The 15,974-nt window shown below is 60.6% G+C and carries 14 protein-coding genes; 12 read left to right on the top strand and 2 right to left on the bottom strand.

The window, feature by feature from the left end; genetic code table 11:
- The first annotated feature begins 36 nt into the window (after positions 1-36).
- The 12 genes from R1T45_RS19130 (at position 37) to R1T45_RS19075 (ending at position 14,272) form a co-directional block, all read left to right on the top strand.
- Positions 37-1,227: a mandelate racemase/muconate lactonizing enzyme family protein gene (locus R1T45_RS19130; RefSeq protein WP_317389929.1), complete on the top strand. Its 1,191-nt coding sequence runs from the start codon at positions 37-39 to the stop codon at positions 1,225-1,227.
- Entirely contained in the window at positions 1,224-2,021 is a 798-nt protein-coding gene (locus R1T45_RS19125) for an SDR family oxidoreductase (protein WP_317389928.1), read from the top strand. Before R1T45_RS19130 ends, R1T45_RS19125 begins: the two co-directional genes overlap by 4 nt.
- 122 nt (positions 2,022-2,143) lie before the next feature.
- Positions 2,144-3,379, top strand: coding sequence for an acyl-CoA dehydrogenase family protein (locus R1T45_RS19120; protein ID WP_317389927.1), 1,236 nt, complete (start codon positions 2,144-2,146; stop codon positions 3,377-3,379).
- 1 nt (position 3,380) lies between these two features.
- Positions 3,381-4,253 carry an NAD(P)-dependent oxidoreductase gene (locus R1T45_RS19115; protein WP_317389926.1) on the top strand — a complete coding sequence of 291 codons (873 nt, stop codon included), beginning with the start codon at positions 3,381-3,383 and terminating at the stop codon, positions 4,251-4,253.
- The gene (locus R1T45_RS19110; protein WP_317389925.1) at positions 4,250-5,422 is read left to right on the top strand and encodes a CoA transferase; all 1,173 of its coding nucleotides are present in this window, start codon (positions 4,250-4,252) and stop codon (positions 5,420-5,422) included. Before R1T45_RS19115 ends, R1T45_RS19110 begins: the two co-directional genes overlap by 4 nt.
- 36 nt (positions 5,423-5,458) lie before the next feature.
- Positions 5,459-5,854 carry a carboxymuconolactone decarboxylase family protein gene (locus R1T45_RS19105; RefSeq protein WP_067627552.1) on the top strand — a complete coding sequence of 132 codons (396 nt, stop codon included), beginning with the start codon at positions 5,459-5,461 and terminating at the stop codon, positions 5,852-5,854.
- A gap of 17 nt (positions 5,855-5,871) precedes the next feature.
- Positions 5,872-7,332, top strand: a complete 1,461-nt coding sequence (locus R1T45_RS19100) for an aldehyde dehydrogenase family protein (protein ID WP_317389924.1) — start codon at positions 5,872-5,874, stop codon at positions 7,330-7,332.
- A 23-nt stretch (positions 7,333-7,355) separates the two neighbouring features.
- Positions 7,356-8,546, top strand: coding sequence for an acetyl-CoA C-acyltransferase (locus tag R1T45_RS19095; RefSeq protein ID WP_317389923.1), 1,191 nt, complete (start codon positions 7,356-7,358; stop codon positions 8,544-8,546).
- Between the two features lie 20 nt (positions 8,547-8,566).
- Positions 8,567-10,690, top strand: coding sequence for a 3-hydroxyacyl-CoA dehydrogenase NAD-binding domain-containing protein (locus tag R1T45_RS19090; protein ID WP_317389922.1), 2,124 nt, complete (start codon positions 8,567-8,569; stop codon positions 10,688-10,690).
- Positions 10,687-11,742, top strand: coding sequence for a phosphotransferase family protein (locus tag R1T45_RS19085; protein ID WP_317389921.1), 1,056 nt, complete (start codon positions 10,687-10,689; stop codon positions 11,740-11,742). The genes R1T45_RS19090 and R1T45_RS19085 overlap by 4 nt, the downstream gene beginning before the upstream one ends.
- Positions 11,743-11,846: 104 nt before the next feature.
- Positions 11,847-13,001, top strand: a complete 1,155-nt coding sequence (locus tag R1T45_RS19080) for a CaiB/BaiF CoA-transferase family protein (protein WP_317389920.1) — start codon at positions 11,847-11,849, stop codon at positions 12,999-13,001.
- Between the two features lie 338 nt (positions 13,002-13,339).
- The gene (locus R1T45_RS19075; RefSeq protein WP_317389919.1) at positions 13,340-14,272 is read left to right on the top strand and encodes an IS5 family transposase; all 933 of its coding nucleotides are present in this window, start codon (positions 13,340-13,342) and stop codon (positions 14,270-14,272) included.
- Between the two features lie 58 nt (positions 14,273-14,330).
- On the opposite strand, the gene R1T45_RS19070 is transcribed toward R1T45_RS19075, so the two are convergent.
- Both R1T45_RS19070 and R1T45_RS19065 read right to left on the bottom strand, forming a co-directional pair.
- Entirely contained in the window at positions 14,331-14,753 is a 423-nt protein-coding gene (locus tag R1T45_RS19070; RefSeq protein ID WP_317389918.1) for a glucokinase, read from the bottom strand.
- A gap of 123 nt (positions 14,754-14,876) precedes the next feature.
- A complete protein-coding gene (locus R1T45_RS19065) occupies positions 14,877-15,974 on the bottom strand; it encodes an ABC transporter ATP-binding protein (protein ID WP_132444857.1) in 1,098 nt (365 codons plus the stop codon).

Raw genomic sequence — 15,974 nt, 5'->3', positions numbered from 1 at the left:
CATGACCCACATCGAACCCAAGAAGCGAGCAAGAAGATGAAGATCAAGGATATCAAGACCTTCGTGGTCGGCAATAAATCCATTCACCGGGGCGGTCCTTACTGGGTCTTCGTCAAGGTCACCACCGATTGCGGCACAGTGGGCTACGGCGAAATCTACGGCGTGGCGTTTCATCCCAAGGCGCTGACCGCGATGATCGACGACATGTTCGAGCGCCATTTCGCAGGCACGGATCCTTTCAAGATCGAACGCCACTTCCGACTGGTCTATTCGGCAGGCTTTTCCCAGCGTCCGGATCCGACGGTCATGGGCATCTTCAGCGGCATCGAGATGGCCCTGTGGGACATCATCGGCAAGGCGCTCGACAAGCCGGTCTATGAATTGCTCGGCGGGCAAGTGCATGAACGCCTGCGCAGCTACACCTATCTTAATGCCGCCCCCGATGCCGCGTCGAACCAGAAGGTCTATGACGATCCGGACGCTGCGGCAGAGCGGGCACTGGAATATGTCGCCCAAGGATTCACGGCACTGAAATTCGATCCGGCGCGGCCATATACTGCCTTTGATCCCCGCCAACTTTCGATGGAGACACTCGATTTTGCCGACCGCTACACTGCCCGTGTCCGTGAGGCGGTGGGCGCAAGCTGCGATATCCTGATTGGCACACATGGGGAGATGTCCCCCTCGGGCGCACTGCGTCTCGCGCGCAAGTTGGAGCCCCACGATCCGCTCTGGTTCGAGGAGCCGACACCGCCTGACAATATCTCTGGCATGGCCCTTGTCGCCGCCGGGACCCGCATCCCCGTGGCAACAGGCGAGCGGCTGACCACCAAATACGAATTCGCCGATCTGCTACGCCAGAATGCAGCGTCGATCCTGCAGATGAACCTAGGCCGCGTCGGTGGCATTCTGGAGGCCAAGAAGATCGCTTCCATGGGCGAGGCCTTTCACGCCCAAATCGCACCGCATCTGTTCTGCGGCCCGCTGGTCGGTGCGGCGAACATTCAGGTTTCTGCCTGTAGCCCGAACTTCCTCATCATGGAGGGGATCGAGCAATGGGGCGGCTTTCAGGCCGAAATTCTCAAGACCCCGATCCACTGGGAAGACGGCTATGTCATCCCGCCAACTGCGCCGGGATTGGGTGTCGAACTCGATGAGGCCGTGGCCGAAGCCAACCCCTACACCGGCGAACGTCTGCAATTGCGGATGAAGGACACGCCAGCATGACCCAACCGACTGGAGACAAACCCATGAAGAACCCATTCTCGCTTGAAGGCCGGGTCGCCATCGTGACTGGCGGCAGCAAAGGGATCGGCCTGTCCATCGCGCACCACCTTGCCGCCATGGGCGCCAAGGTCGCCATCGCCAGCCGCAAGATTGAGGCCTGCGAAGCCGCCGCACAGGAAATCCGCGATGCCGGGGGCGAGGCGATGGCCGTGGCTTGCAACATCTCGCGTCGCGACGAATGTGAAGCCTTGGCGGCCAAGACCCATGACACATGGGGCCGTCTGGACATTTTCGTCGCCAACGCGGCGGTGAACCCGGTCTATGGCCCGCTCGCCGACCTAACTGACGAGGCGTTCAACAAAGTAATGACCTCCAACGTCCACAGTGCGATCTGGTTCGCCAACGCCGCCATGCCGCATATGGCCGAAGCGGGTGGCGGGGCGTTCATCATCGTCTCCTCCATCGGCGGGCTGCGTGGCTCGGCCACCCTGGGGGCTTACGGCATTTCGAAAACGGCGGATGTCGGTGTCACGCGATCCCTCGCGGTGGAGTGGGGGCCGAAGAATATCACCGTCAACTGCATCATGCCGGGGCTGATCAAGACCGATTTCGCCCGCGCCCTTTGGGAGAACGACAGCCTGCGCGACGACCGTATTGCGCGGACCCCGGTCCGGCGACTTGGCGCGCCGGAAGACATCGGCGGGGTGGCGACTTTCTTGGCCGGACCATCGGCCCGGTTCATCACCGGCGAGGTCATCGTCGTGGACGGGGGGACAACCATCGTCGGGCCATAAGGCCGCGTTTCTGAGCAAAAACTGAACCCAAGCTGCAGGAGGTAGCGCAACGGCCGACTTTAGGCCGCGGCCTCTTGCACCTTGAAAACGGCCGCGGGCCGGAAAATAAAGGAGTAATATCAATGGATTTCGATCACAGCCCCAAGGTGAAAGACCTCTGCGACAGGCTCAACGCCTTCATGGAAGAGCACATCTACCCCAATCAGGAGCTTCACAATCAGCAGCTCCAGGAAATGGGCCACGGCATCGAGCACTGGGAAAACTGGGGCGGCGTACCGATCATCGAAGAGCTCAAACCCAAGGCCCGCGAGGCCGGGTTGTGGAACCTCTTTCTGCCCGAGAGCCGACGGGGTGGCGGACTGACCAACCTCGAATATGCACCGCTTTGCGAGATCATGGGGCGCGCACCTTGGTCGGCGGAAGTGTTCAACTGTTCCGCACCCGATACCGGGAATATGGAAACGCTGGAACGTTTTGGCACCGAGGCGCAGAAGAAAGAGTGGATGGAGCCGCTTTTGGCGGGCGAAATCCGCTCCTGCTTTTCCATGACAGAACCCGATGTCGCGTCCTCGGACGCGCGTAACATCAGCCTGACCATCACCCGCGAAGGCGATGAATACGTCATCAACGGGCGCAAATGGTGGACCTCAGGTTCGGGCGACTCGCGCTGCAAACTGTTCATCGTGATGGGTAAAACTGACCCAGAGGCCGAACCTTATCGCCAACAGAGCATGATCCTAGTGCCGCGTGACACACCGGGCCTGACGATCAAGCGGATGATCCCTGTCTTTGGTTTTTCCGATGCGCCGCATGGGCATGGTGAGATCATTTACGACAATGTTCGCGTGCCTGCGGAAAACATCCTGCTGGGCGAAGGGCGCGGCTTTGAGATCGCTCAAGGGCGGCTTGGACCCGGACGCATCCACCACTGCATGCGCATGATCGGGCAGGCCGAAGTGGCCCTTGAGAAGATGTGCAAACGTGCGCTTGAGCGGCGGCCCTTCGGCAAGCTCCTGTCTGATCAAGGCGTGACGCGCGAGCGGATCGCGGAATCCCGCATTATGATCGATCAGGCGCGTTTGCTGACGCTCAAGGCCGCGGACCGGATGGACAAGGTCGGAAACAAAGAGGCCCGCAAAGACATCGGCATGATCAAAGTCGTCGCCCCGCGCATGGCCGCACAGGTCATCGACTGGGCCATCCAAGTCCACGGTGCCGCCGGTATCTCCAGCGATTTTGGTCTCTCCTACGCCTATGCACGGGCCCGCGCGATCCGCTTGGCGGACGGGCCGGATGAGGTCCACCAGAACCAGATCGCCCGGTTGGAACTGAAGCCTTACACCAATGAAAGGGTTTGAAATGAGCGCTCCTAAAACCATCGGTTTCATCGGGTTGGGCCAAATGGGCGAACCCATGTGCGCCTTCATCTGCAAGGGGAACACCCCCGTATTGTGCTATGACCGGGTGCCGGACCGAACCCCTAAGGGCGGCACCGCCAAAGATAGCCTTGCCGAGGTTGTTGCGGGTGCCGACACGGTCTTCCTATCACTGCCCGACGGAAAGATCGTGAACGCCGTCGTTGAAGAGATCGCCGCCCTAACAAACGTCGCGGGCAAGGTCATCATCGACATGTCCACCATCGGCCCCGCCGCCGCAAAACAGGCCGCCGCCACCATCGAAGGCGCGGGCATGACTTATGTCGATGCGCCGGTCAGCGGCGGGCGGCAAGGCGCGCTCAAGGCTGCGATCACCATCATCTGGTCCGGTCCCAAGACCGAAATGGAGCGGCATCAGGCAATCCTCGATCTGTTCAGCAAGAATACTTTCCATGTCGGTGAAACGCCCGGACAGGGGCAGGCGGTGAAGCTTTTGAACAACTTCCTGTCGGCCACGGCCATGGCGGCCTCCTCCGAGGCGGTGTTGTTTGGCTTGGCGCATGGGGTCGAGATGAAAACCATCCTCGACGTGGTGAAGGTCTCGACCGGTAATAATACGGCCATTGAGGACAAGTTCCCCAATCGCGTCCTGCCCGGCACCTATGACGCAGGCTTCTTCGCGGAACTGCTAAACAAGGACGTCCGCCTCTACAACGAGTTCGTGAAAGAGGCGGGCACCTCCAACCTGATGGGCGAACGCGTGGCCGAGGTCTGGAACCTTGTTGAAGACAGTCTGCCACCGCAATCGGACTTCACCCGCGTGTTTGAGGTTTTGGAAAAGAGGAACCGGTCATGAGCTATGAAGGACCATATGAAGGGCTGAAGGTCGTTGACCTCTCCCAAGGACTGGCAGGGCCCTATTGCGGCATGCTGATGGCCCAGCAGGGCGCTGACGTGATCAAGATCGAACCGCATGGGGGCGATTGGGCCCGCCTGATCGGAGGCGTTTTTGGCGATCACACGGCCTATTCCATCGTTGCCAACACCGGCAAGCGGGCCCTGGCGATGAACCTCAAGAGCGAACCCAGCGGCGAGATCGTCGACAAACTGATTGCGCAGGCGGATGTCTTTATCGAAGGCTACCGCCCGGGCGTGGCCGAACGGCTGGGCTACGGCTACGAACGGCTGCGCGCGCTCAATCCGGGGCTGATCTATGTGTCGGTCTCTGGCTTCGGGCAATGCGGCCCCATGCGCGACCGGCCCGCGATGGACCCGATGTTGCAGGCGTTCAGCGGCTTTGTTGCAGAAAACACCGGCACCGACGGTACGCCTCACCACACACCGGTCAGCTATTTCGACATGTCTACCGGGCTTTATGCGCAACAGGCACTGGCCGCTGCACTTTACGCCCGACGCGATGGGGCGGAGGGCCGCAAGATCGAAGTGAGTCTGCTTGAAGCGGCCGCCAGCATCCAGGCCGTGCGCCTGCTTAGCGGCTATCGCACCGGGCCGCGCCGGGCCTCAACCGCGCCGTCGGGGACCTTTCAGACCAGCGATGGGCATATCCAGATCAACATCGTGCGCGACCGCGAGTTCAAGGTGTTCTGCGACCTGCTGAAGCTGGACGATCTTTGGGCCAACGAGAAGTATCACACCATTGCCGGACGCTTGGAGGATATCGACTTCCTCTACGACTACGTGCGCCGCTTCACCGCAAGCTGGAAAACGGCGGAACTGTCGGACCTGCTGAGCAAGGCCGGATTGCAGAACGAGGTCGTGCAGACCTACCGCGAGCTTGTACACCATCCGCAGGCCGAGGCTGTTGGCGTCTTCTCTTGGCTGCAGCAGGCCGGTGCCAATGATCCTTGGCCGGTGCCGAATATCCCCGGCCTGCCGGCCTTCGTTCCGGGCGATGATCGCGCCCAATCCCCCACCGTCGGCCAGCACACGCGCCAGATCCTCACGGAGCTGGGCTACGGCAACGACCAGATTGACACACTCTATGCGGATGGCGTGGTCGCCTGACCACCCCTGCAGGCACAAAGCAAAAGGAATAGACAAATGGACGAGAAACTTTTCGAACTGGGCCTTCAGCAACGCAAGAAGGTCGTCGGCGCAGAGTATGTCGAGAAGAACCTCGCGGCAGCCGATGACTTTTCGCTGCCGTTTCAGGAAGCGATGACCGCCTGGTGCTGGGGCTTTGGCTGGGGCGATGACACCATCGACCTCAAGACCCGCTCGATGCTCAATCTCGTGATGCTGGCCGCTTTGGGCAAGATGCACGAATGGGAGATCCATTGTAACGGCGCGATCAACAACGGCGTCACGAAGGAAGAGATCCGTTCGATCTTGCACATCATCGGCATCTACTGCGGCGTGCCCCAGTCGCTGGAATGTTTCCGCCATGCCCGCAAGGTACTGGAAGAACGCGGTCTTCTGGAGGTTGCAGCCAAGTGAACGGACATCAGGACGGCATGATCACAGTCGATAAACATTACATCGACGGCGCGTGGGTCGCAGGGCAGGGCGGCAAGCCCTTCCCAATTATGAACCCCGCCACGGAGGCGCAGTTCGGCACCGTCACTCTGGGCAGTGCCGCAGATGTTGACCATGCCGTCGCCGCCGCCACACGCGCGTTTGCCAGCTTTTCGCTGAGCTCCAAGGCCGAACGTCTGGGATATCTGCGCGCGCTGCAAAAGGCGCTGGAAGACCGCACTGACGACATGGGCCGGGCGATCAGTCAGGAGATGGGCGCTCCTATGACATTGGCGCGCAACGCGCAAGCCGGCTGCGGGCCGCGTCATGCCGCCGCCTATATCGCAGCGCTAGAGGTGCATGAGGAAGAATACACGCTGCCAAATGGCGATATCATCCGCAAAGAACCCATCGGTGTCTGCGGTCTGATCACGCCATGGAACTGGCCAATTAACCAGATCGCACAAAAGGTCATGCCGGCGCTTGCCGCCGGGGCGACCTGCGTGCTTAAACCGTCTGAGCACACGCCACTGTCGGCGGTTATCTTTGCCGAGTGCGTGCATGAAGCAGGCTACCCCGCCGGCGTGTTCAACCTTGTCTTTGGTGATGGGGCCGATGTGGGCAGCGCCATGTCGCGCCACCCGGATGTAGCGATGATGTCTTTCACCGGATCGACCCGCGCCGGGGCCATGGTATCGCGCGACAGTTCCGAGAGCGTGAAGCGCGTGGCATTGGAATTGGGAGGCAAATCGGCCAATCTGGTCTTTGCCGATGCCGATCTGGAAACGGTTGTTCCGGCGTCGGTCACGCGCTGCTTTCTCAACACAGGTCAGGGCTGCAACGCGCCGACGCGCATGTTGGTGGAACGCAGTTGCTATGACAAGGTCGTCGATCTAGCGCGCCAGACCGCCGAGGCGCAGGTGGTGGATGATCCGGCCAAGGAAGGCAGCCATATCGGCCCGCTCTTTGATGAGATGCAGTTCAATCGGGTGCAGTCAATGATCCAGCTTGGCATTGACGAGGGCGCACGGCTCTTGGCGGGCGGACTGGGGCGGCCAGAAGGGTTGGCCAAAGGCTGGTTCGCCAAGCCGACTATCTTTGCCGATGTGAACAACGACATGCGCATCGCTCGCGAGGAAATCTTTGGCCCCGTGCTTTCGATCATCCCCTTTGAAACCGAAGAAGACGCCATCCGCATCGCCAATGACAGCGACTACGGCCTTGCAGCCTATGTCCAAACCGGCAGCGCCGCTCGGGCGCAGCGCGTGGCCAACCAGTTGCGCGCGGGGGTCGTGGCGATCAACGGACAGGGCGCGGCCTATGGCTCGCCTTTCGGGGGCTTCAAACTTTCCGGAAACGGACGCGAAGGCGGTGCCTTTGGGCTGGAGGAATATCTTGAAGTCAAAGTGATGCCCTCGATCGATGCGATGGCCGAAGCTGGCCGTTTCACCACGGCCTGAGCCAATACCGCAAGGAGCAGAAGATGTTGGACGCCTATATCTATGACGGACTCCGCAGCCCCTTCGGACGGCACGGCGGGGCGCTAGCGGCGATCAGGCCCGATGATCTGATGGCACAGGTCATCAATGCACTGATGTCGCGCAGCACCTTGCAGGCCGAATGGGTCGAGGATGTGGTGCTTGGGAATGTTTGCCAATCCGGCGAGGACAGCCGCAATATTTCGCGTTTCTCGGCACTGCTCGCCGGCCTGCCGGAAGCGGTCGGCGGACAGACAGTGAACCGGCTGTGTGGATCGAGCATGTCTGCCGCGCTGGATGTGGCGCGGGCGGTGACCGTCGGTGAGGGTGAACTGTTTGTTGCAGGCGGTGTTGAAAGCATGACCCGTGCGCCTTTTGTCATGGGGAAGTCTGCGACCGCGTGGTCGCGTCAGGGCGAGATCCACGACGCGACTGCGGGCAAACCCTTTCCCAACCCACGCTTCCAAGCGGCCTTTGGCAGCGACAGCATGCCGCAAACGGCCGATAACCTCGCCGCCGATTACGGTTTGACACGCGCGGCCTGCGACGCTTTTGCCGCCAACAGCCAGCGCCGTTTTGAAACCGCTCGCAAAGGTGGGTTCTTCGACGGCGAGTTGATCCCGATTGAGATTGCTGGACGCAAAGGCGCGGTCACCACCGTGGCCGAGGACGAGCATCCGCGCCCGGACACCACGCTGGAAAAGATGGCCAGCCTGCGGCCGCTGGACCCGGCGGGTGTCGTGACCGCCGCGAATGCGTCAGGCATCAATGATGGCGCTGCGGCTTTGCTGATTGGCCAGAACGGCCTTGGCCCCGCGCCACGCGGGCGCATCCTCGCCGGGGCTGTATCGGGTGTGGCCCCTCGAGTGATGGGCATCGGCCCCGCGCTGGCCATCCCTAAGGCGCTCAGCCGGGCAGGGCTATCCCTTGAGCAAATGGATGTGATCGAGATCAACGAAGCTTTCGCGTCGCAGGTGCTTGCCTGCTGCAAGGCGCTCGACCTCTCGCCCGACGACAGTCGGCTCAACCCAAACGGCGGCGCCATCGCCGTGGGCCATCCGCTTGGTGCGTCAGGGGCGCGTCTCATGCTCACTGGGCTTCGACAGCTTGAAGCCAGCGGCGGGCGCTATGGCTGTCTGTCGATGTGCATCGGATTTGGTCAAGGCATTGCCGTGATCATCGAACGGTTGAAATGAACGCGGAAGGGGCACAGGCCATGAAAGATAACGTCAACAGATTGGTGGTCATCGAGACAGAGGGTGAGATCGGGTTGATCCGGCTGGCCAAGCCGCCCGTCAACGCCATCGGGCTGGCGCTGCGCAGCGCGATCTATGAGGGCTTCAAAACGCTGCAACAAGATCCCGCAGTGCGGGCCATCGTGCTCTACGGCGAAGGGCGCTTTTTCTCCGCAGGCGCCGACATCAAAGACTTTGGCAAGGCTGATATCCAACCCACTCTTCCGCACATCCTCAAGGCGCTGAATGACAGCGAAAAGCCAGTGATCGCGGCGCTGCACGGTGTGGCTTTTGGCGGTGCGCTGGAAGTGGCACTGGCCACCCATCTGCGCGTCGGCGTCGGGGATTTGCGCATCGGCCTGCCGGAAGTGAAGCTGGGGCTGCTGCCCGGCGCCGGGGGCGCGCAGCGACTGCCGAGGCTCTCTGGGCTGGCAGGGGCGATTGATATCATCTGTTCCGGGCGCGACGTGTCTGCGCGTGAGGCGCTGGACCTTGGCATTCTGGATCGACTTGCCGAAGGCGCGCCACGCGAGGCGGGCATCATCGCCGCGCGCGACGTGTTGGCCGGAAAGCTTGCTGCCCGCCGGACAGATACGCGCGATGTGGCCGAAGACCTTGCCGCAGTGAAGGCCGCAAAAGCGCGCTTGAAGGCTAAGCGCCCTGCCTTGCAAGCACCGCTCACAGCACTGGAGGCCGTCTGCGCCGCCACCCTGCCGATTGACGAAGGGCTCGCCAAAGAACGGGCGCTGTTCATGGAATTGATGGCGGGAGAGGAACGTGCCGCGCTGGTGCATGCGTTCTTTGCTGAACGCGCCACTGTCGATATTCCTGAGAAGGCCGCGCACCCCCGGCAAATAGACCGCATCGCCGTGATCGGCGGCGGGACGATGGGGGTCGGCATTGCCACGTCCCTGCTCATCGGCGGTTACCACGTCGACCTGATCGAAGCGCAGAGCGAACGAGTTGCGCAGGCGCGTACCGGGGTGGAGAGCAATCTTGCCGGCGCGCTGAAACGCGGCAAGCTGACCGAACAAGCGCATGATGCCGCTCTCGCTGCGCTGGACTGCGCTGACAGTCTGGATGCCGCAGGCCGGGCCGATCTGGTGATCGAGGCGATCTTTGAAGATATGTCAGCCAAGACGGCACTTTTCACCAAGCTGGATACGATCTGCAAACCCGGCGCGATCCTCGCCACCAACACCTCCTATCTCGATGTGAACGAGATCGCAGCCGCGACCAATCGGCCCCAAAGTGTGATCGGTCTGCACTTCTTTTCGCCCGCCCATATCATGCGGCTGATCGAAGTGGTGGTCGCGAAGGAGACCGCGCCGGACTGTGTTGCCTCGGCCTTCGCCTTCGCACGCAAACTCGGCAAGGTGCCGGTGCGCGCAGAGGTCTGCGACGGCTTCATCGGCAATCGCATTCTGACCCAATACCGCCGAGCGGCCGACTATTTGCTGCTCGACGGTGCCAGCTTCACAGAGATCGACGGCGCATTGGAGGATTTCGGCTTTGCCATGGGGCCTTTCGCGGTGTCAGACCTTGCGGGTCTCGACATCGCCAAGGGGACCCGCGATCGAAAGGCTGCCACGCGGCCGACGGAGGAACGCTATTCCCGCGTTGCTGATCTGATTTGCGATCAGGGTTGGTTTGGTCGAAAGACCGGGCTGGGCTATTACAACTACGAGGGTGGGAAGCAGCACGGTGGCAACCCCGGAACATTAGAGATTGTTGCAGCGGAGCGCCGCGCTCTGAACCTGCCCAAGCGCAGCTTCACCAGCGAAGAGATCGTTTCCCGCTGCCTCACGGCTATGATCGCCGAAGCTGTCCGCGTGCTCGAAGAGGGCATCGCCCTGCGCCCGGTGGATATCGATGCGGTCGAGCTGTTTGGCTACGGCTTTCCCCGCCATCGCGGCGGACCGATGCATCAGGCGGACCTGTTCGGTCCTACGGATCTGATCCGGCGGATCGAGCTTTATGCCAACGAAGACCCCCAGTTCTGGCAAGTGCCGCAATTGCTGCGCGAGATGGCACGGGAGGGCCGCAGTTTCGCGGATCTGAACGGCGCACTAACAGGACACGTCACAAAAGGAAGCACAAAATGAGCGAGAATGGTGGCCCCCCCCTTATCACCGTCAGCGAAGCCCTCAGCTTTGACGAGGTCGCGCTGAAGGCCTATCTGTCCGATCATCTGGAAAGATTTTCCGGCGACCTGCAGGTGCGTCAGTTCAATGCGGGCCAAAGCAATCCAACCTATCAACTGTCCGCCGGTGGGCGCAAATACGTCCTGCGCAAGAAACCCCCGGGCACGCTACTGCCTTCTGCCCATGCCGTTGATCGCGAATACCGGGTGATGGATGCCCTGCGCGACACGCCGGTCCCGGTGCCGAAGATGCTGCATCTCTGCACTGATCCATCGGTGATCGGCACTGATTTTTACGTGATGGAAATGGTCGAAGGTCGGGTCTTTCACGATCCCAGCCTGCCGGGATTGACCCCGTCTGAGCGCCGTGCCTTTTACGAAAGCTTCATCAAGGCTTTGGCTGACTTGCATGCGGTCAAGCCCGAGGCTGTGGGGTTGGGTGATTTCGGCCGTCCCGAAGGATATCTGTCGCGTCAGGTCGCCCGCTGGACCAAGCAATACAAAGCGACAGAAACCGAGACCATCATGGCGATGGACAAGCTGATGGAATGGCTGCCAGCCAATCTGCCTGCCGATGACGAGGCCGCGATCGTACATGGCGACTTCCGCCCTGGAAATGCGATCGTGCGCGACGGCACGCCCGAGGTAACTGCGCTGCTGGATTGGGAGCTTTGCACGCTGGGCCACCCGCTCGCCGATCTGGGGTATGTCTGCGCGAATTATCACGCCGACAACCTGCCCACGGGGCAGTTCAAGGGGCTGGACTTCGAGGCCTTGGGGATTCCGACCGAACAGGAGTTTCTTGATCTTTACTGCAGGTACTCAGGGCGCGACAATGTGTCGAACCATTTGTTTTTTGTGGTGTTTTCCTTCTTCCGCAGTGCCGCGATCATTCAAGGGGTCTACAAGCGCGGGCTCGACGGCAATGCCGCGTCGCAAAAGGCGTTGAAACTGGGCCATCTCGCCCGTGTGCGAGCCGAAAACGCATGGCGGATCGTGGAGCAGAACCTGTGATCTCTGCCCCGCAAAAGAGTGATCGGCAATGAAATACACCTCAAGATGAGTAGGGCTAAAATCATGCCATCCCTGTCCCACATCCATTCCGAGCCTCGCACCTGATGTCTGGGTTGGCGCCTCTGGCCGGGCTCAAGGTCGTCGAACTGGCGCGAATTCTCGCAGGGCCTTGGATCGGGCAAACGCTCGCGGATCTCGGGGCGGAGGTAATCAAGGTCGAAGCCCCGGAGGGCGACGATACCCGACGTTGGGGCCCGCCGTTCATTGAACGGATCCGGCCCGATGGCAGCACCGAAACGGTATCGGCTTATTTCCAATCGGCAAATCGTGGCAAGACCTCACTGACCTGCGACTTCACCAATCTCGCGGATCTGGCGGAACTGAAAGCGCTGATCGCGGAGGCCGATGTGGTGATCGAGAACTTCAAAGTCGGGGGGCTGGTCAAGTTTGGCTTGGACTACGCGTCAGTGGCAGCTGAGAACCCGGGTCTGGTTTATGCCTCAGTCAGTGGCTTTGGTCAGGACGGACCACGTGCCAAGGAGGCGGGTTATGATTTCCTGATCCAAGGCATGTGCGGGATCATGGACCTGACAGGCGAGCCAGACGGTGCGCCCCAGAAAGTCGGCGTGGCATGGGTGGATGTCTTTACCGGGCTTTACGGCGTGATCGGCATTCAGGCGGCGCTGGCCGAGCGTGCGCGGTCGGGGCAGGGGCAACATGTCGATCTGTCGCTGCTGGATTGTGGGGTTGGCGTTCTGGCCAATCAGGCGAGTAATTACCTCTTGGGCGATGCCGCCCCCAAGCGGCTCGGCAATGCGCACCCCAACATCGTACCCTATCAGGTGTTTCCGACCCAAGAGGGGCATTTGATTATTGCCTGCGGCAATGACCGGCAGTTCCGCAAACTCTGCGAGGTGCTGGATATGCCCGAGGCGGCTGGCGACACGCGATACGCGACAAACCCCGCCCGGGTTCGGCACCGGGATACGCTCTGTCGCCTGATTGCGGAACGCACCGCTCATCACACGAAAGCGTCTTTGATCGAACGGCTCACCGAATGCGGGGTGCCTGCCGGCCCGATCAATACGGTCGCGGAGGCGTTGAACGAGCCACAGATCGTGGCCCGCAGCATGCGGATTGACCCCGAGGGTATTGATGGGCTGCGCACGCCGGTGCGTTTTTCTCGGAGCCAACTGGCGCTGGATCGGGCAGCACCAATGTTAGCCACTGGTAGCCGCGGTTTTGGGTTTCGCAGGTAGATCAGATCTAATGCCAAGAAGCCATTCGCGACGTGACTGTTTCGCAAGGCGCGCCTTCTGCGGTTTTTATGAGCATGTCATGCCGATGATATCAAACGGCAATGTGGATACTGAGCAAAGTCGGATGCGAACCTTCTGTTGCGTACCGGTCTCAAGCTTCGCGGGTCCTGCGTTCTCTTTTGCGAATTTACTAGCTACCAACCCTATTCACGAGCGCCTGGATTGCGGAGAACAGCGGAAAACCCCTCTGGATGCCCACATTAGGCTGGAATACGGCTTTGTTGCACAAATCCTCGGGTGGGATTCACTGTATGTATCCAGCATGATAACTGGAAGGCATGAGCAGTTGGGCCCCTACCAAATATAAGACCACGAATTGGTCATCCTACAATGACAGCTTGAAGCAGCGCGGATTGTTGTCGATCTGGTTTGATCCTGAGATGGTTTGGACGCCTCCGCCGAGCGGCAAGCGCGGTCGGCAACAGCAGTTCAGTAACGCCGCCATTCAAACTTGTCTGACGCTGAAGGTCTTGTTTGGTATGCCGCTTCGGCAGACAACTGGGTTTGTCCAGAGCCTGTTGCAGTTGGTGGGACTGGACTGGGCAGTGCCGGACTTCAGCACCTTATGTCGCCGCCAGCGAACACTGAACGTGAGCTTGCCGTATCGCGGATCCGAGGGTCCGCTGAACCTCCTTATCGACAGCACCGGTATCAAAGCCGAAGGAGAAGGCGAATGGAATGCCCGTAAGCATGGTGGCACCAAACGGCGCATCTGGCGCAAGATACACATTGGGATCGATGAGAAAACTCTGGAAGTTCGGACGGTCGAGGTCACCAGCAGCAACGTCGGAGACGCTCCCATGCTGCCCGAACTCTTGAACCAAATTCCGCCCGATCAGGACATCGACAGCGTCACCGCAGATGGGGCGTATGACACGCGTAAATGCCACGAGGCGATTGCCGCCAGAAACGCCCATGCAGTGATCCCGCCGCGCAAGAATGCCAAGCCCTGGAAACCGACGAGCGCCGGAGCTAGTGCCCGAAACGACGCGGTCAGTGCGCAGCGATACCTGGGTCGCACTCTGTGGCGACGCTGGAGTGGATACCACCGCCGAAGTCGCGTCGAAACGAAGATGCATTGTATAAAACTACTCGGCCAATCGCTGATGGCGAGGGACTTCGAAAGGCAGGTTGCAGAGATCCACGTCAGTATCTCCGTCCTCAACAGCTACACTGCGCTTGGCATACCCGTCACCGAACCCGTAGGATAAATCCGTCCGGGGAAAGGGGAAGCCTGCCTAACATCGGGTTTGTGCAACAAAGCCGGGATTACCCATCCAGCGACACCAGCATGTCCGCGGTACCTTTTCCCAGATCAAATCGCACGCGGTCGCCGGTTTTCAAAAGAGCCAAGCCGCCGCCCTCCGCCGCTTCGGGTGAGGCTTTAGCGACGTTAAAGCCAGTCCCGATGCCTACCTCCAGTGACTGTCTATGGTCTGAACGTCTGGCGGCTCCGGCGCTGATTTCGCCAAGCTGCTCAGCTCGCAAGTATGGCATCGCATAGCCAAGCGCGGTCAGGTCGTTCAACAAGCGGACATGAGGGCAAGCGAATTGTCGGGCCAAGTCCTCGGCTATGATTGACCAGCCGCGGTTGGTCAATCTGGCGCTGCCCTCATGCACCGGACCCGCAACCGCGATGACAATTTCGGAAGGGGAGGCGGTGACCTGTCCTTGCAGATAGTCCTCAATCACCGCGTCGATGCTTGCCTAGTCCGTATTCGCCTATCTTTTGACGGAGCCAGCCTTCAACGCCCGTCTGGCAGAGCGCCAGACGGGCGTTGGTGCCGCCGATATCCGCAACAAGACGCAGGGACATCAGTTCAGACGCAGGCCGGTGTCGGGCGCAAAATAGGAGACTTTGCCCAGATCGAATGCCAACCGCTGTGTCACGCCGGGTGAAGCGGTGGTTTCGGCGTGCAACCGCGCGGTGACATGTTTGCCGCCCAACTCCATGACGGCATAGGTGTCAGCACCAGCAGGTTCCACAATGTCGATCACGCAGTCGGCTTCCTGCGAGTCCGAGCCGGATTGCGCCTTTGCATCCGCAATGTTCTCGGGGCGCACGCCGATGATCACATCCTCCGGCAGGCTGAGGTTCTTGCGGTCCGTTAGTACCATCGGCCCGCCCGACTTGCGGGCAATTTCGATCCGAGTTCCGGCACTGTCTGATTTGGCCTTTGCCGGGATCAGGTTCATCGCCGGGCTGCCCATGAAGTCCGCCACAAAGAGGTTCGCCGGGTGGTTATAGATCTCTGCCGGCGTGCCAATCTGCTGAATGATTCCGCCTTTCATCACGACGATCTTGGTGGCAAGGGTCATCGCCTCAATCTGGTCGTGGGTTACATAGACCATTGAGGCGCCCAAACGCTGGTGCAGGGACTTGATCTCGGTCCGCATTTCGACGCGCAGCTTTGCATCAAGGTTGGACAACGGCTCATCAAAAAGGAACAGCTTCGGATCGCGCACCAAGGCGCGGCCCATGGCCACCCGCTGGCGCTGGCCGCCCGACAGATGGCCGGGTTTGCGGTTGAGCAATTGCTCGATCTGCAACTGTTGCGCTACATAGGCGAGCTTCTTGTCCTGCGTCGCCTGATCCACACCGCGGACCTTCATGCCGAAGGTGATGTTCTTGGCCACGGTCATCGTCGGGTAGAGGGCGTAAGATTGGAACACCATGGCGATGTCCCGGTCCTTGGGGCTGACATTGGTCATGTCGCGCCCCCCGATATGGACTTCGCCGCCGCTGATCGGCTCAAGCCCGGCGATACAGTTGAGCAAAGTCGATTTGCCGCAGCCGGATGGGCCGACCAGTACAAGGAAGTCACCCTGTTCGATCGACACGTTAATGTCTTTGAGGATCTCAATCGAGCCATAGCTCTTGTAGAGGTTGTTGATTTCGAGAATCGGAGCCAT

This window comes from Sulfitobacter sp. LC.270.F.C4, from assembly GCF_032922545.1.
GTDB classification, from domain to species: Bacteria; Pseudomonadota; Alphaproteobacteria; order Rhodobacterales; family Rhodobacteraceae; genus Sulfitobacter; species Sulfitobacter profundi.
This window is presented reverse-complemented; position numbering and strand designations above follow the sequence as displayed.

Bases quoted from the DNA above. Each gene is read 5' to 3' on its own strand.
- R1T45_RS19110 (WP_317389925.1), top strand. From the start codon at position 4,250: ATGAGCTATGAAGGACCATATGAAGGGCTGAAGGTCGTTGACCTCTCC.
- R1T45_RS19100 (WP_317389924.1), top strand. From the start codon at position 5,872: ATGATCACAGTCGATAAACATTACATCGACGGCGCGTGGGTCGCAGGG.
- R1T45_RS19120 (WP_317389927.1), top strand. From the start codon at position 2,144: ATGGATTTCGATCACAGCCCCAAGGTGAAAGACCTCTGCGACAGGCTC.
- R1T45_RS19125 (WP_317389928.1), top strand. From the start codon at position 1,224: ATGACCCAACCGACTGGAGACAAACCCATGAAGAACCCATTCTCGCTT.
- R1T45_RS19130 (WP_317389929.1), top strand. From the start codon at position 37: ATGAAGATCAAGGATATCAAGACCTTCGTGGTCGGCAATAAATCCATT.
- R1T45_RS19095 (WP_317389923.1), top strand. From the start codon at position 7,356: ATGTTGGACGCCTATATCTATGACGGACTCCGCAGCCCCTTCGGACGG.
- R1T45_RS19115 (WP_317389926.1), top strand. From the start codon at position 3,381: ATGAGCGCTCCTAAAACCATCGGTTTCATCGGGTTGGGCCAAATGGGC.
- R1T45_RS19085 (WP_317389921.1), top strand. From the start codon at position 10,687: ATGAGCGAGAATGGTGGCCCCCCCCTTATCACCGTCAGCGAAGCCCTC.
- R1T45_RS19080 (WP_317389920.1), top strand. From the start codon at position 11,847: ATGTCTGGGTTGGCGCCTCTGGCCGGGCTCAAGGTCGTCGAACTGGCG.
- R1T45_RS19065 (WP_132444857.1), bottom strand. From the start codon at position 15,974: ATGGCTCCGATTCTCGAAATCAACAACCTCTACAAGAGCTATGGCTCG.
- R1T45_RS19105 (WP_067627552.1), top strand. From the start codon at position 5,459: ATGGACGAGAAACTTTTCGAACTGGGCCTTCAGCAACGCAAGAAGGTC.
- R1T45_RS19075 (WP_317389919.1), top strand. From the start codon at position 13,340: ATGAGCAGTTGGGCCCCTACCAAATATAAGACCACGAATTGGTCATCC.
- R1T45_RS19090 (WP_317389922.1), top strand. From the start codon at position 8,567: ATGAAAGATAACGTCAACAGATTGGTGGTCATCGAGACAGAGGGTGAG.